This window comes from Alicyclobacillus fastidiosus, assembly GCF_026651875.1.
GTDB classification, from domain to species: domain Bacteria; phylum Bacillota; class Bacilli; order Alicyclobacillales; family Alicyclobacillaceae; genus Alicyclobacillus; species Alicyclobacillus fastidiosus.
This window is the reverse complement of sequence record NZ_CP104067.1, coordinates 2,879,426-2,898,121: the sequence shown is the minus strand read 5'-3', so window position 1 is coordinate 2,898,121 and position 18,696 is coordinate 2,879,426. Positions and strand designations below refer to the sequence as shown.

16 protein-coding genes, 1 tRNA gene and 2 rRNA genes are annotated in these 18,696 nt (G+C 53.9%); all 19 read right to left on the bottom strand.

Annotated elements, in window-relative coordinates; translation table 11 throughout:
• Nucleotides 1-34 precede the first annotated feature (34 nt).
• On the bottom strand, nucleotides 35-1,363 hold the full coding sequence (gene der, locus NZD89_RS14460; RefSeq protein ID WP_268003519.1) for a ribosome biogenesis GTPase Der: 1,329 nt from the start codon (nucleotides 1,361-1,363) through the stop codon (nucleotides 35-37).
• Between the two features lie 43 nt (nucleotides 1,364-1,406).
• Nucleotides 1,407-2,777 carry a DUF512 domain-containing protein gene (locus NZD89_RS14455; RefSeq protein ID WP_268003518.1) on the bottom strand — a complete coding sequence of 457 codons (1,371 nt, stop codon included), beginning with the start codon at nucleotides 2,775-2,777 and terminating at the stop codon, nucleotides 1,407-1,409.
• A gap of 70 nt (nucleotides 2,778-2,847) precedes the next feature.
• Nucleotides 2,848-3,408 carry a hypothetical protein gene (locus tag NZD89_RS14450; RefSeq protein ID WP_268003517.1) on the bottom strand — a complete coding sequence of 187 codons (561 nt, stop codon included), beginning with the start codon at nucleotides 3,406-3,408 and terminating at the stop codon, nucleotides 2,848-2,850.
• Nucleotides 3,409-3,552: 144 nt separating this feature from the next.
• Complete coding sequence (rpsA, locus tag NZD89_RS14445) at nucleotides 3,553-4,725, bottom strand: 30S ribosomal protein S1 (RefSeq protein ID WP_268003516.1); 1,173 nt, start codon at nucleotides 4,723-4,725, stop codon at nucleotides 3,553-3,555.
• A gap of 66 nt (nucleotides 4,726-4,791) precedes the next feature.
• Nucleotides 4,792-5,100: a hypothetical protein gene (locus NZD89_RS14440; RefSeq protein WP_268003515.1), complete on the bottom strand. Its 309-nt coding sequence runs from the start codon at nucleotides 5,098-5,100 to the stop codon at nucleotides 4,792-4,794.
• Nucleotides 5,097-5,702 (bottom strand): lysophospholipid acyltransferase family protein, encoded by a 606-nt coding sequence (locus tag NZD89_RS14435; RefSeq protein ID WP_268003514.1) that lies wholly within the window; start codon nucleotides 5,700-5,702, stop codon nucleotides 5,097-5,099. Before NZD89_RS14435 ends, NZD89_RS14440 begins: the two co-directional genes overlap by 4 nt.
• The gene (cmk, locus tag NZD89_RS14430) at nucleotides 5,692-6,369 is read right to left on the bottom strand and encodes a (d)CMP kinase (protein WP_268003513.1); all 678 of its coding nucleotides are present in this window, start codon (nucleotides 6,367-6,369) and stop codon (nucleotides 5,692-5,694) included. Before cmk ends, NZD89_RS14435 begins: the two co-directional genes overlap by 11 nt.
• 181 nt (nucleotides 6,370-6,550) lie before the next feature.
• Nucleotides 6,551-7,033: a hypothetical protein gene (locus tag NZD89_RS14425; RefSeq protein WP_268003512.1), complete on the bottom strand. Its 483-nt coding sequence runs from the start codon at nucleotides 7,031-7,033 to the stop codon at nucleotides 6,551-6,553.
• A gap of 50 nt (nucleotides 7,034-7,083) precedes the next feature.
• A complete protein-coding gene (locus NZD89_RS14420) occupies nucleotides 7,084-7,728 on the bottom strand; it encodes a flagellar brake protein (RefSeq protein WP_268003511.1) in 645 nt (214 codons plus the stop codon).
• Between the two features lie 68 nt (nucleotides 7,729-7,796).
• Nucleotides 7,797-9,095, bottom strand: coding sequence for a PepSY1/2 domain-containing protein (locus tag NZD89_RS14415; protein ID WP_268003510.1), 1,299 nt, complete (start codon nucleotides 9,093-9,095; stop codon nucleotides 7,797-7,799).
• Nucleotides 9,096-9,114: 19 nt separating this feature from the next.
• Nucleotides 9,115-9,924, bottom strand: coding sequence for a spore cortex-lytic enzyme (gene sleB, locus NZD89_RS14410; RefSeq protein WP_268008497.1), 810 nt, complete (start codon nucleotides 9,922-9,924; stop codon nucleotides 9,115-9,117).
• Between the two features lie 123 nt (nucleotides 9,925-10,047).
• On the bottom strand, nucleotides 10,048-10,254 hold the full coding sequence (locus NZD89_RS14405) for a hypothetical protein (RefSeq protein WP_268003509.1): 207 nt from the start codon (nucleotides 10,252-10,254) through the stop codon (nucleotides 10,048-10,050).
• Nucleotides 10,255-10,339: 85 nt separating this feature from the next.
• Nucleotides 10,340-11,623 (bottom strand): Glu/Leu/Phe/Val family dehydrogenase, encoded by a 1,284-nt coding sequence (locus NZD89_RS14400; protein ID WP_268003508.1) that lies wholly within the window; start codon nucleotides 11,621-11,623, stop codon nucleotides 10,340-10,342.
• Nucleotides 11,624-11,784: 161 nt separating this feature from the next.
• Nucleotides 11,785-12,393 (bottom strand): adaptor protein MecA, encoded by a 609-nt coding sequence (locus NZD89_RS14395; protein WP_268003507.1) that lies wholly within the window; start codon nucleotides 12,391-12,393, stop codon nucleotides 11,785-11,787.
• Between the two features lie 59 nt (nucleotides 12,394-12,452).
• A complete protein-coding gene (gene pepV, locus NZD89_RS14390) occupies nucleotides 12,453-13,832 on the bottom strand; it encodes a dipeptidase PepV (RefSeq protein ID WP_268003506.1) in 1,380 nt (459 codons plus the stop codon).
• A 35-nt stretch (nucleotides 13,833-13,867) separates the two neighbouring features.
• Nucleotides 13,868-14,848: a substrate-binding domain-containing protein gene (locus NZD89_RS14385; RefSeq protein ID WP_268003505.1), complete on the bottom strand. Its 981-nt coding sequence runs from the start codon at nucleotides 14,846-14,848 to the stop codon at nucleotides 13,868-13,870.
• Nucleotides 14,849-15,011: 163 nt separating this feature from the next.
• Nucleotides 15,012-15,091 (bottom strand) — tRNA-Leu (locus tag NZD89_RS14380).
• Between the two features lie 314 nt (nucleotides 15,092-15,405).
• Nucleotides 15,406-15,522, bottom strand: a 5S ribosomal RNA gene (rrf, locus tag NZD89_RS14375).
• Between the two features lie 154 nt (nucleotides 15,523-15,676).
• Nucleotides 15,677-18,620: ribosomal RNA gene (locus NZD89_RS14370) — 23S ribosomal RNA — on the bottom strand.
• Nucleotides 18,621-18,696 lie beyond the last annotated feature (76 nt).

Below are 18,696 nucleotides of genomic sequence, written 5' to 3'. Positions count from 1 at the left end.
CGTTTTCATCCCCCATAATGCCCAGGCATTCGTCTTAATCCTCAGACGTCTGAGAGCGAGTTCGCATTCGGATCCGAATTGGCGTCCCCACAAATCCGAACGACTCCCGAAGCTGGTTTTCGAGGTATCGCTCATAGGAAAAGTGAGATAGCTCCTCGTCATTGACAAAAATGATAAAGGTCGGTGGTTTCACGGAAGCCTGCGTGCCATAATATAGCTTCAGCTTGCGTCCTTTTGTCGACGGTGGAGCTACGGAAATCTGTGCGTCTGCCAAAACCCGGTTAAGCGCAGACGTTTGAACCCGCATCACGTGATTTTCCGCAATTTCTTTCGCGATGTTGAGAACCTTGGTCACTCGCTGACCGGTCAACGCCGACACGAACAGAATCGGAGCCCAACGCATAAACGGAAAATGACTGCGAATCTCCTCCTCAAAACGATGCGCTGTCTTGTCGTCTTTGTCAACTATGTCCCACTTGTTGACGAGAAAACCGGTGGCACATCCGGCGTCCAATGCATACCCGGCCACCTTTTTATCCTGCTCAGCGATTCCGCGCTTGCCATCGATCACGACGAAACACACATCCGCGCGCTCAATTGCGCGCATAGCCCGCAGTACGCTATATCGCTCGATATTTTCATAGACCTTACCGCGGCGACGGACACCTGCGGTATCCACGAGCACGTACTTCTGACCCTCGAATTCCAGTGGGGTATCGATGGCATCCCGCGTCGTGCCAGCGACATCGCTGACCATCACGCGGTTTTCACCGACCAAACGGTTGACGAGACTCGATTTTCCGACGTTTGGCCGGCCAATAAACGCGATGCGAATGGCGTCCTCGTCGATTTCTTCGGGCTCCGCTTTCGGGGCGAGATCGACGATTGCGTCGAGCACGTCACCCGTACCCGTCCCGTGTTCCGCAGACAGCGGAATCGGCTCACCAAAGCCGAGGGAGTAGAATTCATAACTCTGTGCGTGGTGTGAAAAGTGATCGAGCTTGTTCACGCCTAACACGACAGGCTTCTTGGAACGGCGCAGAAACTCGGCGACGTACTCGTCCTGTACCGTCAGACCAGCCTTGCCATCGACGAGGAAGAGAATGACATCTGCCTCGTCAATCGCGAGTTGAGCTTGAACCCGGATGAGGTTTTCCATCTCATCCGTCTCGTCCATCTCGATCCCACCGGTATCTATCAAGTGGAATGTCACGCCATTCCAGTCGCCTGTCGAATACAAGCGATCCCGTGTCACACCGGGCACGTCCTCCACTATGGACAGACGTTCCCCAATGATGCGATTAAACAATGTCGATTTCCCCACGTTTGCGCGACCGACAATCGCGACGACAGGTGTAGCCATGGATGACGTTCCCCTTTATCTGAAAATGCTCGATTCTGATCAATCACTGAGCTCGTGCGACGGACCGCAACGTGGCCTCATACCGCCTGCGAGGAGGTAGGGTTTGAGTATACCCCAACGTTCCGAACACGAGTCCTGTCCCCGTAGCTGGGACGACCGTGATATCCGTCTTCAGAGCGCGTTCAATGTCCGCGACGCGATAGTCATCCAGACATACGTCGTCATCGTCTTTCAGCATGATGTCTGGCACCAATATCGTATCGAGGTGGGCGACCTTTCCGGCTAGCTGCTGGATGATATCCGTCCCGGTCAACAAGCCTGCGACAGAAACGTTGTTCCCGTAAAACCGGTTGACGATAGGAAATACCTCATAGTGCAATCCGTGTACGCCATCCAGGCGCGCCATCGATTCGCGAATCGTCTTCTCTGCGGACACACTCGTGACCACACCGACTTTACGCCGCGGCGTCGAAAGCTCTTTTGGAGCTCTTGGGAACGCCTCGTCCATTTCATCCAAAAACGTCCGAATCACGCCCACACCATTTTCCGTCTGCGAAAAGTCATCGTAGTAATCACTTGGAGGCACCGGCTCATCGGCCAAAACATAAAACTCGTCCGCCGCGTGCACGAAGGAAGACCTTAGGCTCGGGCGCAACTTATCCTGCCATGCGCGAATCTGGCGCACGATGGTCTTCGCTTCCTCAGGTGTACATCCGCGAAGTTTGTGAAGTCCGCGACGGTGCTTGGTCAATCCTACCGGAACGACCGATAGTGTCCGAACCGCCGGATAAAAAGGCGCCAACTCGCGAATCGTGCGGTCGAGCTCCTCCCCGTCGTTCCATTCCGGACAGAGCACAATTTGTGTGTTCATCTCAATTCCATTCTCGGCTAAGTACGCAATTTGGTTGAGAATTTCGCCAGACTTCTTATTCCCGACCATCCGTATGCGTAACTCCGGATTGGTCGCGTGAACCGAGATGTTGAGTGGCGACATCTTGAGTCGGACGATCCGTTCGAGTTCGCCCTCTTTCAGGTTGGTCAGCGTGACGAAATTGCCGTGAAGAAACGATAGGCGGTAATCGTCGTCACGGACGTTGAGCGTCTTGCGCATCTGACCAGGTATTTGGTCGACGAAACAGAAGACGCATTTGTTGTGGCACAAGTGAACCCTATCGACCGTGGGGTGCTCCCATTCGACGCCAAGTCCCTCGTCGTAGTCCTTATCCACTTCAATTTGCCAGGTCTCCCCGTTGACTCGCTTGACTTCCATGTCAATCGTCTCGTCGGCCAGTGCAAATTGCAGGTCCACAATATCGTTAATGGTCGTCCCATTGATGCTGACTAGTTCGTCACCAGGCTGCAGATCTAGTTCCTCTGCCAAAGAGCCGGGCTTCACTTCTTTAATTTTTGGCATGAGAATTTGCCTCCTGACTGATCTTTACATACATCTCGACATTATGCGATATAGACCTCTCTGCGTCAAATTATACAATTTTGCGTGTATTCTTCGCATACCATCGAAGATAGATGCCTTTGAACAGCCAAAAGGATTGCAGTAGAAGCTCCCCTTCCCAGAACCAATTGATTCGGTGAATAGCTTGATACACGCCGACAACAGGTTCATCCAGAAGCGCCCACCCCAGATAGAAAACCGCCCACGCCGCCCAAACTTGCGCAATGTCGTCGGTCAAACAAAGGAGCGCCAGTCCAACCATTAAGATTTCCACCCACTCAAACGGAATGGAATACAGGCGATGGAAAGGATACACGATGTCCATTCGATGTTGGAAGAAGGATGCGACCGCGCCGACCGCAACGGTTCGCCAGCAGACCCACCACCTGGGTTGCGACGTCAGGTGCAACGCGGCCACGACGCATGTCACGGCGACGAGCACAGGGATGGCCACCACCGATTCGAGTAGCGTTGTGGATAACAGCGTAAATAGTAAGAGACACGTCACGACTGCACGAACAGATGTGTTGAACCCACTCCGGGGCAAGACGAGGAGAATGGCACAACACGTGAGCGACGCCTGTAGATTCATGGACGCACCTCCACTGGAAGTATATGGATGCCGACGTAGATTATACAGTGCACAGCGGGATGCGAGGATGATAAAAAAATGGGCCATCTCGACGCACACCAAGTGGTGAACGTCGAGATGGCCTTTTTTCTCGCGTGATGCTTCTTATTTCTTGAACAAGTCCCCAAACAAATCGCCGAGCGTCGCGCCGGTTCCAGAAGACGGCGCCTCAATTTGACGCTCTGGTTGACGACGTGGTTCGCGACGACGATTCGAGGTACCCTCGTTCGACGGTGCACCCGGTTCCTTCATCGAGAGGGAAATGCGACGGCGGTCGGGTTCCACGCTCAAAATGTGTACCGTGACCTCTTGTCCTGGTTGCAATACGTCGGACGCGTGCGCGACGTGTTCATTGGAGATTTGCGATACGTGAACCAGACCTTCGAGGCCAGGTTGGAGTTCAACAAACGCACCGAAATCCACGACGCGCTTGACGACGCCCTGAACCACATCACCCGCGTGATACTGTGTTGCATATTGTTCCCAAGGTTCAGGTTGTGCCGCCTTCATCGAGAGGGAAATGCGACCAGCATTCGGATCTACGCGGAGAACGCGAACCTTCACGTGGTCCCCTTCCTTCACGACGTCTGAAGGATGGTCGACATGGCTGTACGACAGTTCAGAGATGTGAACCAAGCCGTCCGCACCACCGACATCAACAAACGCACCAAAATCGGTGAGGCGTTGAACGACACCTTCCACAATTTGACCTGGCTCGAGCTTATCCATCAGTTCATGCGCAAGGTTTTCTTGTTCCTCTTCGAGGACAGCCCGACGCGACAAAATGAGTTTGTTCTTTTCCGCATCCAGTTCAACGACTTTCACGCGAAGCGTTTGGCCCTTGAACTGGTTCAGGTCTTCGACAAAGCGGCGGTCGACCAGGGAAGCGGGAATGAATGCGCGAACGCCGACATCAGCGACAAGACCGCCCTTAACGACGTCCCGCACCTCGATTTCGAACGTTTCCCCGCTGTCAAGCAGTGCTTGCATGCGATTCCAAGCTTCGGACTGTTGCGCGCGGCGCTTCGACAGCGTAACTTGTCCGGATTCCATGTCCACCTTCACTACGACGGCTGTCACATTGTCGCCCACAGCAAGCACCTGCGCCGGTTCGGTGCCAGGTAGTGCAGATAGTTCCTGAGGCGAGATATGGCCCTCAAAGCCGTGAGAAAGTGCGACCGTCACCCCGCTATCGTCAACGGCTGTCACTTCGCCCGACACGAGATCACCTTCGTGCACGGCGCCGTCGGTCAGCATTTCGCGTAAATCCTCTGACATAAAGATTTGCCTCCTGTTCCAAAGTGTCAAAATGTATATGTGGTCAACGCACAACAAAGTCATGCGTTAATTCGTGTTCGGTGAAAGCTTTCGCAAACGATACAGGATCCAGGCAACTGCAATGATTAGAATGCCTAAAATCGGTAACCATAACCCATCATTTTGCGGCCAAATTTCATGCAAACAACCAACACCGAATATCATAGTTATGACGCCTAGGAGCGACAAAGTCAAATTTCTCGCTCGACGATTTTGGCTGATATCCCCATCATCAGGCGCCTCTTTGTGACGCAAAACGGCAACATACAGCAATACTCCCAGTAATACTGTAACATAAAGCACGAGTACTTGGACAATCTCGTAGATATGTTTCATGAAATCGTACCGCTTTCTTCTAACAGGGCCTTAATCCGCGCGCGAACCAAGTCCATCAATTGGTCAGCAGGGACACTGTCGACGGCGACCGGCTCGCCAAACCGCACTGTGATGGAACGAAACAGTCGGTAAGGCCCACAGATGGCCGCCGGAACGATGTAGCCGCCCGATTTGCGAGCGATTACGGCAACACCGGGGGCAAACGGGCCTAATTCACCGGTCTTGGATCGATGACCCTCAGGAAACATGACGAGACATCCACCTGTGCGTACGACATCGATGGCTGTGCGAATAGCCTGCTTATCCACTTTTCCACGGTGGATCGGAAATGCGCCCAAGGCCCGAAACAAGTGGCCCAAAATCGGTACGCGAAACAGTTCGATCTTGGCCATAAATCGTATATAGTGCGGGAGACAAATACCGATGAGCGGAGGGTCGAGGTTGCTGAGATGATTGGATGCGACGATGATTCCGTCGTACATTGGAACCTTCTCCAACCCCTCTACCTTGGGCCGATACGCAAGTTGAAAGAACGAGTAGACAACGTACCGAGCCGCCCGAAAGAACGGCGTCTTTTTCCTCAAATCGATATTAACGGACATGCGCACGCTCCACCAGGCGCATAATTTCGTCGACCACGACGTCGATGGCTTTGCCTGTGGAATCGATGTGGACGGCATCAGGGGCGCTGGTGAGGGGAGCTAGTTCCCGCTCGCTATCCAACTTGTCCCTTTGCGTCATCGATTCAATGATCTCACCCAGCGACACATCGAATCCGCGTTCGTGGTACTCTTGTTGCCGCCGCCGTGCCCGCTCCTCCACATTGGCTGTCAGAAAAACCTTCACGGTGGCGTCGGGCAAGACGACGGTGCCGATATCGCGGCCGTCCATGACGACGGAGTGCGTCTTAGCGAATGCGCGCTGCCACTGGGTCAGTCGCGATCTGACTTCTGGAAGCGCGGCGACAAGCGACACCCGCTCACTGACGTCTGGACTGCGAAGATAGGCACTGACATCCTGGTCGTCCACATAGACGAGCAGACCTAAATCGCGCCCTTCCTCAAAACGAAATTCATGCTCCTTGACAAGTTTGTCCACGGCCGACGTGTCCGAACAGTCAACATTTTCCTTCACACACAAATATGCGACCGCACGGTACATCGCACCGGTGTCTATGTACAGAAATTTAAGTCGTTCTGCCACGAGCTTTGCAACGGTGCTCTTTCCAGCCCCGGCTGGCCCGTCTATAGCGACGCTTACTGGAGACATGTCTGTAACCCCTTGTTCGACTTAGTTCCACCTCTGCAACGGCAAGTCACATAAAAAAGGCAGGCCGTCAGCGACACCCCACCCCATAAATTGATCCTAACTGTGCCGTTACATCGCATGCATTTTGCTTCATCAGTCCCAATCGTACCATAGCAGTCGATTCCAGGGCAACGGACACAAATCAAATGAATTCGGCTTTGGACAGCGACGCCTGCTTGTTCTGTGCGTCTAAATCGACTACCTGCCCAGGAGCCGGCAACAGCAATTGACTGTCACTCGTGTCCTCTACGCTGATCTCGACCTTCACGCCGGCCGTGTCGCGAAACGAAATTAGATCCCCATCGTGAACGGTGATTCGCATTTCATTTGTCGTAAACGCGCCCAGCGAGTTCCCGTTTATGGTCACTTCGACATGGCTCGCAGCCTGTGTCGAATTTGCGGATAACGTCACGACAGCGGAGTCATTCTGTACCGCTTTCTGCATAACTGCAGCGGTTTGCGCGACAAAGCGCCCCTCTTTGGCGTCGATGGTCGAGCGAACAATCGGGATTCGCGCCAAGGCCTGTACACCTACGAGCACGGCGACCACGCCAAACGCCATGGGTATGAACCAATCGTCAAAGATGTGAATCCATTTGTACTTGTCTTTTCCACCTGACGGCATGGACATCCCTCCCATGCCTTATGCTATGCAGGTGTGAAGTGAATATGTCATCAGCGCTTCAAGCTTCGTTGACGCATAAACGTGTACCGTACCACCTGCTGCCGTTCACGCTCCTTGATGTCCTCAAACGCCATCGACACGACGCGCTCCTGCGAGGCATCATCCACTTCCACGCGGACGATGCGGCAGGTCGCATTCAACGTGTCGCCAGTGTACGGCAAGGTGAGCGTCGCCTTCACGATGTCGTCAGGGCGATAATCGACCGCCTCACGAGACTTCACCGCGAGTCCGCCGCCACTGATGTCGAGACTTTGCGCGTGGTACGTGAGTCCATCGTCCTGGCGCACCAGTTGCACGGACGTGTCGATTGAAATCCGAAAGAACTCCCGACGTTGGATACGCTCGAGGTCCCTTGTCCCTTCAGGCCCCGACAATCGCACAGCGGGCGTCGGGATATAAGCAATCCCTAGCATTTGTGCGGTATATCGATACACCTCGCTCCCAGAAGCTGCGTATTCGACGAGCAAATCGTGGTCGACCCGAACCTCCAGCTCTCGGCCCGTCAGGGGATTCACTGGCACATCAATGTAAAGGAACCTATCGTCCACATCCGCCACGCGTGTTTTATAAAAACTGGAGTCCTGCGCGCTGAGCTTGATGCGCACCGGCGTCCCGACTGAAGGCCTCACCGCCATCTTTCTTCCCCCTCAATATCCTCTGCAACTCACATTATACACAGATGATGAGAGGACGAGGGGAAGATTTATGTCAACTGATCAATTTTTACCTCGGCTCCGTCAATTGCGCTCAAATTGATACAATACGTCTCCTGCTTCATCGTACCGTAGAAGGCGACGGCCGGAATATATTGGCGATTCTCATCCTGTACAATGACTTTCCTGGCAATCTTCACATCGAAGTCGGGACTCAGTCGCTTGCGAAGCTGTGCGACAGTGAGTTTCGGAGGCGGTACCGCTCCGACTGGATTTGCATACACCTGCGCTGCGTTGAACCCGACCACTTGCCCGTTATCTAGCGCGATATGTACCGAGATAGGCTGGCCGATAACAGGGACGCCGTCCACGAGCGGTGCAAACGTAAACATTGCGGCGTGATCGTACTGCATTGCGTCGGTTCGCTCAATTTTCGAGAACCCCTGACGTTTCAGCCACGCCGCTGCGTCCGATGCGGCTGTCGCGAAGTCGTATTTACTCGTCTTGGCGGCGTGGTCGTTGTAGTAGGTCAACAGATGGCCACCGCGCTGACTGACTTCAGCCGAAATATGATTGTTTGCGGCATTGCCCGTAACGCCGTAATAGGCCGTGAGCGTACCTGCACGGTATAGTTTTGCGGTCCAGCCGGTCGGTTTTACACCAATTACCTGACTCACTTTTTTGATGGCCGCCTGGCTCGAAATTGTAGGTTCTTTCGCAAACGTCTGATTGGCCAGCGCGGAAGGTTTCGGTGCCCGTGTCGTAGGATTGTCGGCAAAGGATGCCACTTGTCTGTCGACCCTGCGCAATCCGTCCGCTGCAAAACCGGCTTGTCCCTGCGGCGAATGCCTTGCCGCCAGCCAAACATCCATCTTGTCACCGAGTTGCGACTGCATGTCACCCAACTGCGACACGAACGTCCCAGACTGCGTGTACAGGTTGTTCAACTGTTTGCGCACATCTTTATCCGCAGGCGTCTTGTCATGCTTCATCCAACTCTGAACTTGGTTGTCGACGAGGTGAAGGTAGGACTGCAGGTGACTCGCTGGGGTGATGTTCGACGGCAATCGCCCGAGACTGGCTTCCCCTGCGTAACACAGCCTAGATATGGAACTCAGGTGCGTGTCAAACGACGCGTGGTCTTGTGTGAGCATCGATTTGGCCAATTCTTTGCGCATATCGCGCACGTCGTTTACCAAACTGTGAAATGACGACTCGTACTGCGTCTCCGCAGAGCGCGCAAACGCGTCCTTCTGCTGTTTTTGGTCATAGCCCCAGTACCCGACGGTGGTTCCTACCGCCACAACAGCGAGAATCCCGGCCGAGACCCACGTGGCACGATGCAACATGAAATAACCTCCTCTACGGTTAGTCTGTAAATATATGGTGCCCAATGGTGATGATTTCAGGCCTGGACCACATAAACGCATTACTGGTCTTTGCAGGGTTGAAGTAGAACAGGGCTCCGTGCGTCGGATCCCAACCGTCAACCGCCTCCATCACGGCCTTCTTCGCGCTTGCGTCCGGCGGTAGATTGACCTGACCGTCGTCGACACACGAAAACGCCCCTGGACTGTAGACAATGCCTGGTATTGAATGCGGAAATTTCGAACTGTGGGTGCGGTTGAGAATTACGGCGGCAATGGCGACCTGTCCCTCGAACGGTTCCCCTCGCGCCTCGCCATACACGACGTGCGCCATCAGGTTCAAGTCACTTTGATCCAAACCACGGACGCTCGATGGAAAGTTTGTCGATCCTGCAGTCGCCGCCGCTGAGCTACTTCCGGCCGATCCGCCCGCGGACGCAGCCGGCGAACTGCTCGACGAACTGCTTCCGCTCGTCCCGTTTGACCCGGAGTGCCAGGACGGTGTCGCTTTGACCAGTTTTAACTTGGTGGCCATATCGACCTCACCCGTGACGGGAATCCCGAAGTTATATTGGAACGTTCGCACAGCCCAATAGGTCTTCCAGCCGAAATTGCCGTCGATGTTGCCCCAATAGTAGCCCAACAGACGTAATCGACTCTGCAACTCATCCACGTCATATCCTTCACTTCCATACATGAGATTCCGGGCAGTGAACGCCTGCGCCGAGATCGGAAAGAGAGCCGGAATGGTCGTCGACAATGTAAGTAGAGCAACGAACAACCGAATATAGAAAAATCCTTTGCGCACCATCTTTACTCCCTTCACAAACAAGATGAAAATCAAATCGCCATCCACTTTTATTGTTCAACGGGCAAAAAAAAATATGCCCATGGGGTTCATCCCACAGGCATATCCATTTTTTCGGGCCACGGTCTACGCCAACGGTTCCACGTCGAAGTCGACTTCATTGTCACACAGGCACCGCTTAAACCCAGTCTCGATACGACCTTTGCCGTCGTTCACGCCACGCAAAATGAAGGTTTCACCGCATTTACGACAGTGAATATGTACTTTAATGCGTTGCGCGTAAGAAACGATGGCTTCTGTAACAGGCGGAGTGATCAACGTTTCAGAACGCATAGCAGAACCCCCTATACAGAATGACGAATCCGTTCGAGGAATCGCACCTACCTAAATGGACATTATCGACAACCAGCGTGTCGCCTCATACCCATCCTCGCCAACGGATTGCCTCGGCCATTCGCTGAACTCCTACGATATACGCCGCCAGCCGCATGTTGACCCGATATTTTGTCGCCGTCTGAAAGACGTGTTGGAAGCTCATGCGCATCCGCGACGCCAGACGGTCTTGAATTTCGTGCTCATCCCAGTAATATCCCTGGTTGTTTTGTACCCACTCAAAATACGAGACGATGACGCCACCCGAGTTACCGACCACATCAGGGACCAACAGAATGCCCTTTTCCGTCAGGATATCCGTCGCGGCAGCGGTGGTCGGTCCATTCGCCGCCTCCACGATGATGGACGCTTGGATGCGCTTCGCGTTCTCTCGCGTAATTTGATTCTCAATGGCGGCCGGCACCAGTATGTCGCACGGCTTTTCAAGCAATTCGCGATTGCTGATGGTGTTGCGATAGAGCCGCGTCACGGTACCGAACGAATCGCGGCGCTCCAGCAATTCGTCCACGTCGAGGCCCTCTTCGCGATACAGTGCACCGTACGCGTCCGAGATACCGACTACTTTTGCGCCTGCGTCGTACATGAACTTCGCCACAAAGCTGCCTGCGTTCCCGAACCCTTGTACGATGACGCGAGCATCACTCAAGTTCAATCCGCGCACCTTAGCCGCCTCTTCGATGCAAATGGCCACGCCCCGAGCGGTTGCACTTTCCCGTCCTCTGCTGCCGCCGAGCACAATTGGCTTGCCCGTAATGAATCCCGGGCTGTCAAACTCCCGCAGACGGGAGTATTCGTCAAACATCCACGCCATGTTCTGAGAGTTGCTGAACACGTCAGGTGCCGGAATGTCCTTCGCAGGCCCTACGATTTGACTCACGGCTCTGACATATGCTCGACTCACGCGCTCTATCTCGTCAAATGACATATCCCGCGGGTCACACGCGATACCACCCGTTCCACCGCCATATGGCAAGTCGGCAATCCCACAATTGATGGACATCCAGATGGATAACGCCTCGATATCTTCCTGCGTCACGTCGGGATGGAGACGGATGCCGCCCTTGGTCGGGCCGACTGCGTCATTGTGCTGTGATCGATAGCCTGTAAATACGCGCACAGAACCATCGTCCATCCGTACGGGGAAACGAACCGTTAAAACGCGAAGTGGCTCCCGCAGAATATCGTAAATTTGACGGTCGTACCCCAACGCCTCCAGCGCCTGCAGAATGACGTCCTGGGTGCGTGAAAGAACAGCGGTATTTTCGGCCGTATCAGTTCCTTGAGCATTGGTAGAGCTAGCCTGAGTCACAAATCCAACCACCTTAGAAATGTCGATAATGAGATCATCGTGTACTTCGAAACAAACTGTACTTAGTATACACTGCATGTCCATCCGTTAAAAGATGGCACTTGATCAAGCAAAACAGGACAGATGTGTGGTTCATCGTTCTCACACATCTGTCCTGTACATCAAACTGGAAAGCGTTCAACCAACACGCGAATCGCGTCTTCATGAAGAACTTTTTTTCCGTATTCGTTTAATACGGCGTCTGTCGCACTGCTTGGTTCACCGTACTCTGACAACACAGAGGCAATGGTCTGGTGCGTCTCCACGACCAGCGGATCCGTAATCAACAAGTGATATGCATCACGATATCGGAACAGTGAACTCTCCAAATCGTAGTCCACCAATGTATGACAAACCGCGATTAGGTCATCAAACTCATCGAATTCATACACCAGCTGAGAATCAATGGACTGCGCGTAGTTGGTATGCCGCTGAATCAGGCCTTCATCGTCATCATCATCGTCGTCTTCCTGCGCAACACCTGGAATGCTAGGAATCCTGGTGACGATCACGACTACACCTTCGGTCGGCATGGTGAACGCCTCAACGGAGATGGGACCTGCGATTTCAAAACCAACCTCCATATACGCGGTTTCCATCATGTCCCAAAACAGATCTTGAACCTTTTTGCCGTTGTGCCATATTTCATCGCGGTCAATGCCTCGCTCTTCTAAGTCATCATAACTGATAAAGATGCGGACTTTGTCCTTGGCAATTCGTTCAACTCGCATTCGGCGTCCCTCCTTTTGCGCAACAGGGTGTCTGAGAAACATGAATTGTATTTCTTATATTATAACGTATTCGCGAGCTGTGTCATGGCTTCCGCATAGATCTCGACACATGTCAAAAAGTCGTCAATCGCCCAATTTTCATCAACTTTGTGAGCCAAATCCTCCCGCTGCGGAAACAATGCACCAAACGCCACGGCGTTCGGAATCGCTCGCGCATACGTCGCACCCCCAATGCTAATTGGCGTTGCATCGTCCCCGAAATGTGCTGCGTAGACCCCCATGAGCGTCTGAACGAGAGGCGACGCCGGATCGATATATAGAGGCGGCATATGCTCGACGATGGAGACCTGCCACTTATCCGACAAATATGTTTGAGCGCCCTGCGAGATCTGGTCGACCGTCATCCGAATTGGAAAGCGAATATTTATGTAAAATTGGTATGTGCCATCGACCAGTTGCGCCCGTCCGAGGTTTGCGGTCAAAGGTCCTGTTTCGTCGTCCTCGGCGTCGATTCCAAGCGCCCGACCTGCGGTGTCCCAGGAGCCGACCGTCCGCCACATGGACGAGTTCGAAACGGTCCCCGTTCCTAGAAGGTGCGCCAAATGAACTACTGCGTTGACGCCTGCAGCAGGTCGCGACGCATGTGCCGCCACGCCTTGGACGCGAATCTTCACAATCGAATCTTCGGTCTCAACCGTGGCGTCAATCTGCGCATCCTTCGCGGACTTTCTGATTTTCAGCGCAAACTCGTTCGCCGCGGTGGACGAGTGGCAATCCACTTCCGCCACAGCATGCGCAGGCACCATATTAAACCGCTCTCCACCTTCGAACTTCAAGACCTGTGCCGACATCGAGTCCGCATCTGCGGCCACGTCGATGCGCACCGTCGTAAGTCCCTTCTCCGCGTAAATCAACGGAAATGAGGCGTCTGGTGTAAATCCTCCGATTGGTTTGGGCTCGTACCGAAAATAGTGCTCCATGCACTGCCAGTCACTTTCTTCGTCCAAGCCAAAAATCACGCGAATTTTGCGTTTCGGTTGAATCCCCATTTCCTTCATCGCAAATAGCGCCCACAACGTGCTCATGGCGGGACCCTTATCGTCAATCGCTCCCCGCGCATACACTTTCCCCTGATCTATCTCGGCGCCGTACGGCGGATGGCTCCAACCGTCGCCGGCAGGAACCACATCCAGGTGACTGACGACCGCGATGTACTCATCACCTTCGCCGTACTCAACGTGTCCCGCAAACCCGTCGATGTTTTTCGTCACAAATCCACGGTCGTACGCCAATTTCAACATATAGGAAAGGGCCTGCGCTGGACCCGTACCAAACGGACCATCGGGAACTGGGTGACCCTTCACGCTTTCAATCCTCAAAACGTCTTGAAGCGTTGAAATCATGGTGTCGCGATGCTGTTCAACAAAATCCTTAAACACAAGACCATTCCCTTGTTTTTTTCGAAAACTTTCAATCAGGTCGACTTTCGTTCCACAATATTATGCAAAAGCGTCACCGAATAATTGTCTACTGGCTCATCCTGCAATAGTTTCGTCAGCAGTCGCATCGAGACGGCTCCAAAATCATACATCGGTTGAGCAATCACGGTCATTTCAGGACGCACCATGTTCGCGAGCCGCGTGTTGTCAAACGCAATTACCTTGACGTCCCCTGGAACCGTAAGACCGATGTCCTGCGCCGCATGAATGGTTGCCAAACCCAACTCGTCCGACGCAGCAACTACACCGTCTAATTTGTGATCCTTGAGGTATTCTCTGATAATGTCCAACGCCACTTCGTAACGACCTTGGCTCATGCGAATGACGTGTAGCTCTTGATCCCGCACCCGGCTTTGAGCACCCTGTAGCCTTCTGTCGGCTACAACCGATTCCCCTTCTTCCGTGGTCACGAACGCGATTTTCTTGCACTGCTTCTCCAACAGAAAATTGACTGCGTCCTTACCAGCCCGGTAGTTGTCGATATTCACTGACGGAATACGCCTCTCTGGATCCTCGGTCGAACACAGTACGACCGGAATTTGGGCCTCTTCAAACGCATCGATTTCCTTTTGGCTCAAGACGTTGGTCATGTAGATGATGCCATCCACCTGTTTTTCCCACATGGTGCCGACGAGGCTGACCTCGCGGTCCACTTGTGCGTCTGAGTTCACGAGGATGATATGGTAGTCGTACATCGTGGCGATGTCCTCGATTCCACGAACCATCTCCGCCACAAAGGCTGCGGACACATCAGGCACGATTACGCCAATCGTGCGCGTGCGTTTACTAGCCAATCCCCGGGCGACCGCATTTGGACGATACCCCAATCGAGCGATAGCATCCTGTACGCGTTTCTTCGTTTCGTCCTTCACGACCGCCGTTCCGTTAATTACGCGGGAAACGGTAGCCATCGACACTTTTGCTTCACGAGCGACATCGTATATTGTTACAGGCATCCCGCCCACCTCCATTCAGTCGATTTGTCCCATCAAAGGGTCCGCCCCAAGCAGGGGCAAGTATGTATGGGTGTTAGTACTCATATTATGAGCCAAGAATTTGGGCTTGCCCATATTATAATCAAAAAAGGACGGCAAAGCCGCCCTCTTTCAACCGATGTGATGCGGGTGAAGGGACTCGAACCCCCACGGTTTCCCGCCAGAACCTAAATCTGGTGCGTCTGCCAATTCCGCCACACCCGCGCATCCTCATGATATGCACTCAACCGCCGTTAAACTATATCACGATTCGCTATGAATGACAATAGAAGCAATTGACACTTACTCGTGTCCATGTGAACTTCTAACCCGACGACGGTGCGCATTTGGTTTCACGACGCGCCTGTATATACCTATTTGTCATCTTGCATGTAGGATGGCGAGGTACGCGTACCTCTTCATTCCGGCATCCAGCTCTTCACCTGCGTTCGACTCGGCCGCAGCGTCGCCCAATCCCCGACCAACACAAAAAGACCCCGAGGTCGGCATCACTGCTTCCCTCAGGGTCCTTATCTCGCGCCTGGCAACGACCTACTTTCCCAGCCCCTCTCGGGACAAGTATCCTCGGCGCTGGAGGTCTTCACGTCCGTGTTCGGTATGGGTACGGGTGTTTCCCCTCCGCTATGGTCACCAGACCGCTTGGCGTTCAGGTATTCGTTCGCACGGCTTCGGCCTATCGGCCTGCAGATGTGCTACTCACACCTTCACTCAAGCTTCCAGTTACGTCGCTCCGTAACTTTGTCTTTATCCTCGCTCCTGAATCATGGAACAACCTCTTCTTCTGTTCATCGGGTGAAGCCCTCGACCGATTCGTATCTGTCCGCTCCACGTATCACTACGCTTCCACGCCAGACCGATCTACCTTGTCTTCTTCAAGGGGTCTTACTTCCCTAACGGAATGGGATACGTTATCTTGAGGCAGGCTTCGCGCTTAGATGCTTTCAGCGCTTATCCTTTCCCGACTTGGCTACCCAGCTATGCTTCTGGCGAAACAACTGGTACACCAGCGGTCGGTTCATCCCGGTCCTCTCGTACTAAGGACGACCCCTCTCACGTATCCTGCGCCCGCGGCAGATAGGGACCGAACTGTCTCACGACGTTCTGAACCCAGCTCGCGTACCGCTTTAATGGGCGAACAGCCCAACCCTTGGGACCGACTTCAGCCCCAGGATGCGATGAGCCGACATCGAGGTGCCAAACCTCCCCGTCGATGTGAACTCTTGGGGGAGATCAGCCTGTTATCCCCGGGGTAGCTTTTATCCGTTGAGCGATGGCCCTTCCACTCGGTTCCACCGGGTCACTAAGCCCGACTTTCGTCCCTGCTCGACCTGTCCGTCTCGCAGTCAAGCTCCCTTGTGCCTTTACACGCTTCGCGCGATTTCCATCCGCGCTGAGGGAACCTTTGGGCGCCTCCGTTACTCTTTAGGAGGCGACCGCCCCAGTCAAACTGTCCACCTGACACTGTCCCATGACCAGTTTCATGGCCATTGGTTAGAACACAAGTACCTCAAGGGTGGTATCCCAACGCCGACTCCACTCAGGCTGGCGCCCAAGCTTCTCTGTCTCCCACCTATCCTGTACATGACGTACCCGTATCCCATATCAAGCTACAGTCAAGCTCCACGGGGTCTTTCCGTCTAACCGCGGGTAACCTGCATCTTCACAGGTATTACAATTTCACCGGGTCTCTCGTTGAGACAGCGCCCAAGTCGTTACGCCTTTCGTGCGGGTCAGAACTTACCTGACAAGGAATTTCGCTACCTTAGGACCGTTATAGTTACGGCCGCCGTTTACTGGGGCTTCAATTCAGAGCTTCGCCTTGCGGCTTACCCCTCCTCTTAACCTTCCAGCACCGGGCAGGCGTCAGCCCCTATACTTCGCCTTTCGGCTTCGCAGAGACCTGTGTTTTTGCTAAACAGTCGCTTGGGCCTTTTCACTGCGGCTTCTCTCGAAGCGCCCCTTCTCCCGAAGTTACGGGGCCATTTTGCCGAGTTCCTTAACGAGAGTTCTCCCGCGCGCCTTCGTGTTCTCCACGCGCCCACCTGTGTCGGTTTCCGGTACGGGCACCTCACCACTCGCTAGAGGCTTTTCTTGGCAGTGTGACTTATGGGACTTCGGTACTGTACTTCCCTCCCCATCACAGCTCACGATTACCAGGGTGCGGATTTGCCTACACCCCTCGCTCGCTGCTTGGACGGCCTCTTCCATCCGGCCGCTTCCCTCAGCCTCCTGCGTCACCCCTTCGCTCAATCGCGATGTTGGTGGTACAGGAATTTCAACCTGTTGTCCTTCGACTACGCCTTTCGGCCTCGCCTTAGGTCCCGACTTACCCTGGGCGGACGAGCCTTCCCCAGGAAACCTTGGGCTTTCGGCGGACAAGATTCTCACTTGTCTTTTCGCTACTCATACCGGCATTCTCACTTCCATCCGCTCCACCAAACCTCTCGGTTCAGCTTCCCCGCAAATGGAACGCTCCCCTACCATGTTTCCATCCATAGCTTCGGTGTCTGGTTTAGCCCCGTTACATTTTCCGCGCAGCGCCACTCGACCAGTGAGCTATTACGCACTCTTTAAATGGTGGCTGCTTCTAAGCCAACATCCTGGTTGTCTGTGCAACGCCACATCGTTCCCCACTGAACCAGTACTTTGGGACCTTAGCTGTTGGTCTGGGCTGTTTCCCTCTTGACCACGGGTCTTATCACTCGTAGTCTGACTGCCAGGTTCTTCGACAAAGTGGCATTCGCAGTTTGACTAGGCTTGGTAACCCTCGCGGGCCCCGCACCCAATCAGTGCTCTACCTCCACTTCTCATTCCCTGACGCTAGCCCTCAAGCTATTTCGGGGAGAACCAGCTATCTCCGGGTTCGATTGGAATTTCTCCCCTACCCCCAGTTCATCCCCTGGCTTTTCAACGCCAGTGGGTTCGGGCCTCCATGCGGTGTTACCCGCACTTCACCCTGACCAGGGGTAGATCACCCGGTTTCGGGTCGATGACGACAAACTATACCGCCCTATTCAGACTCGCTTTCGCTTCGGCACAGGCTCCCTCGCCTTCACCTTGCTTGCCATCATCACTCGCCGGTTCATTCTACAAAAGGCACGCCGTCACATGTCATGCATGCTCCGACTGCTTGTAAGCACACGGTTTCAGGTTCTATTTCACTCCGCTCCCGCGGTTCTTTTCACCTTTCCCTCACGGTACTATCCGCTATCGGTCGCCAAGGAGTATTTAGCCTTAGGAGGTGGTCCTCCCAGATTCCCACGGGATTTCTCGTGTCCCGCAGTACTTGGGGTCTGTTGCACATTCCACAATCCGTTTCGGTTACCGGGCTCTCACCGTCTATGGCCGGCCTTCCCATGCCGTTCTCCTACGCATTGCTTCCTGTTGGCTCCCTGCAGGTTGCCACCAACAGCCCCTCGACCCCGCATACGCATCGACTGCAGTCTGTACCACGTATACGGTTTAGGCTTCTCCGCTTTCGCTCGCCACTACTTACGGAATCGCGTTCGCTTTCTTTTCCTCGAGGTACTTAGATGTTTCAGTTCCCTCGGTTGCCTCCGTACACCTATGTATTCAGTGTACGGTACTAGCGCTTCACACTAGCAGGTTTCCCCATTCGGACATCCACGGCTCAGTGCTCGCTTACAGCTCCCCGTGGCATTTCGGTGTTCGCCCCGTCCTTCTTCGGCTCTTGGCGCCTAGGCATCCTCCGTGCGCTCTTTCTAACTTCACCGTTTTGACTTCCTAACCACAAACGTGATTATTTCATCTATAAATCCGGTTACGTTAACCTGTTACGCATTTACGGT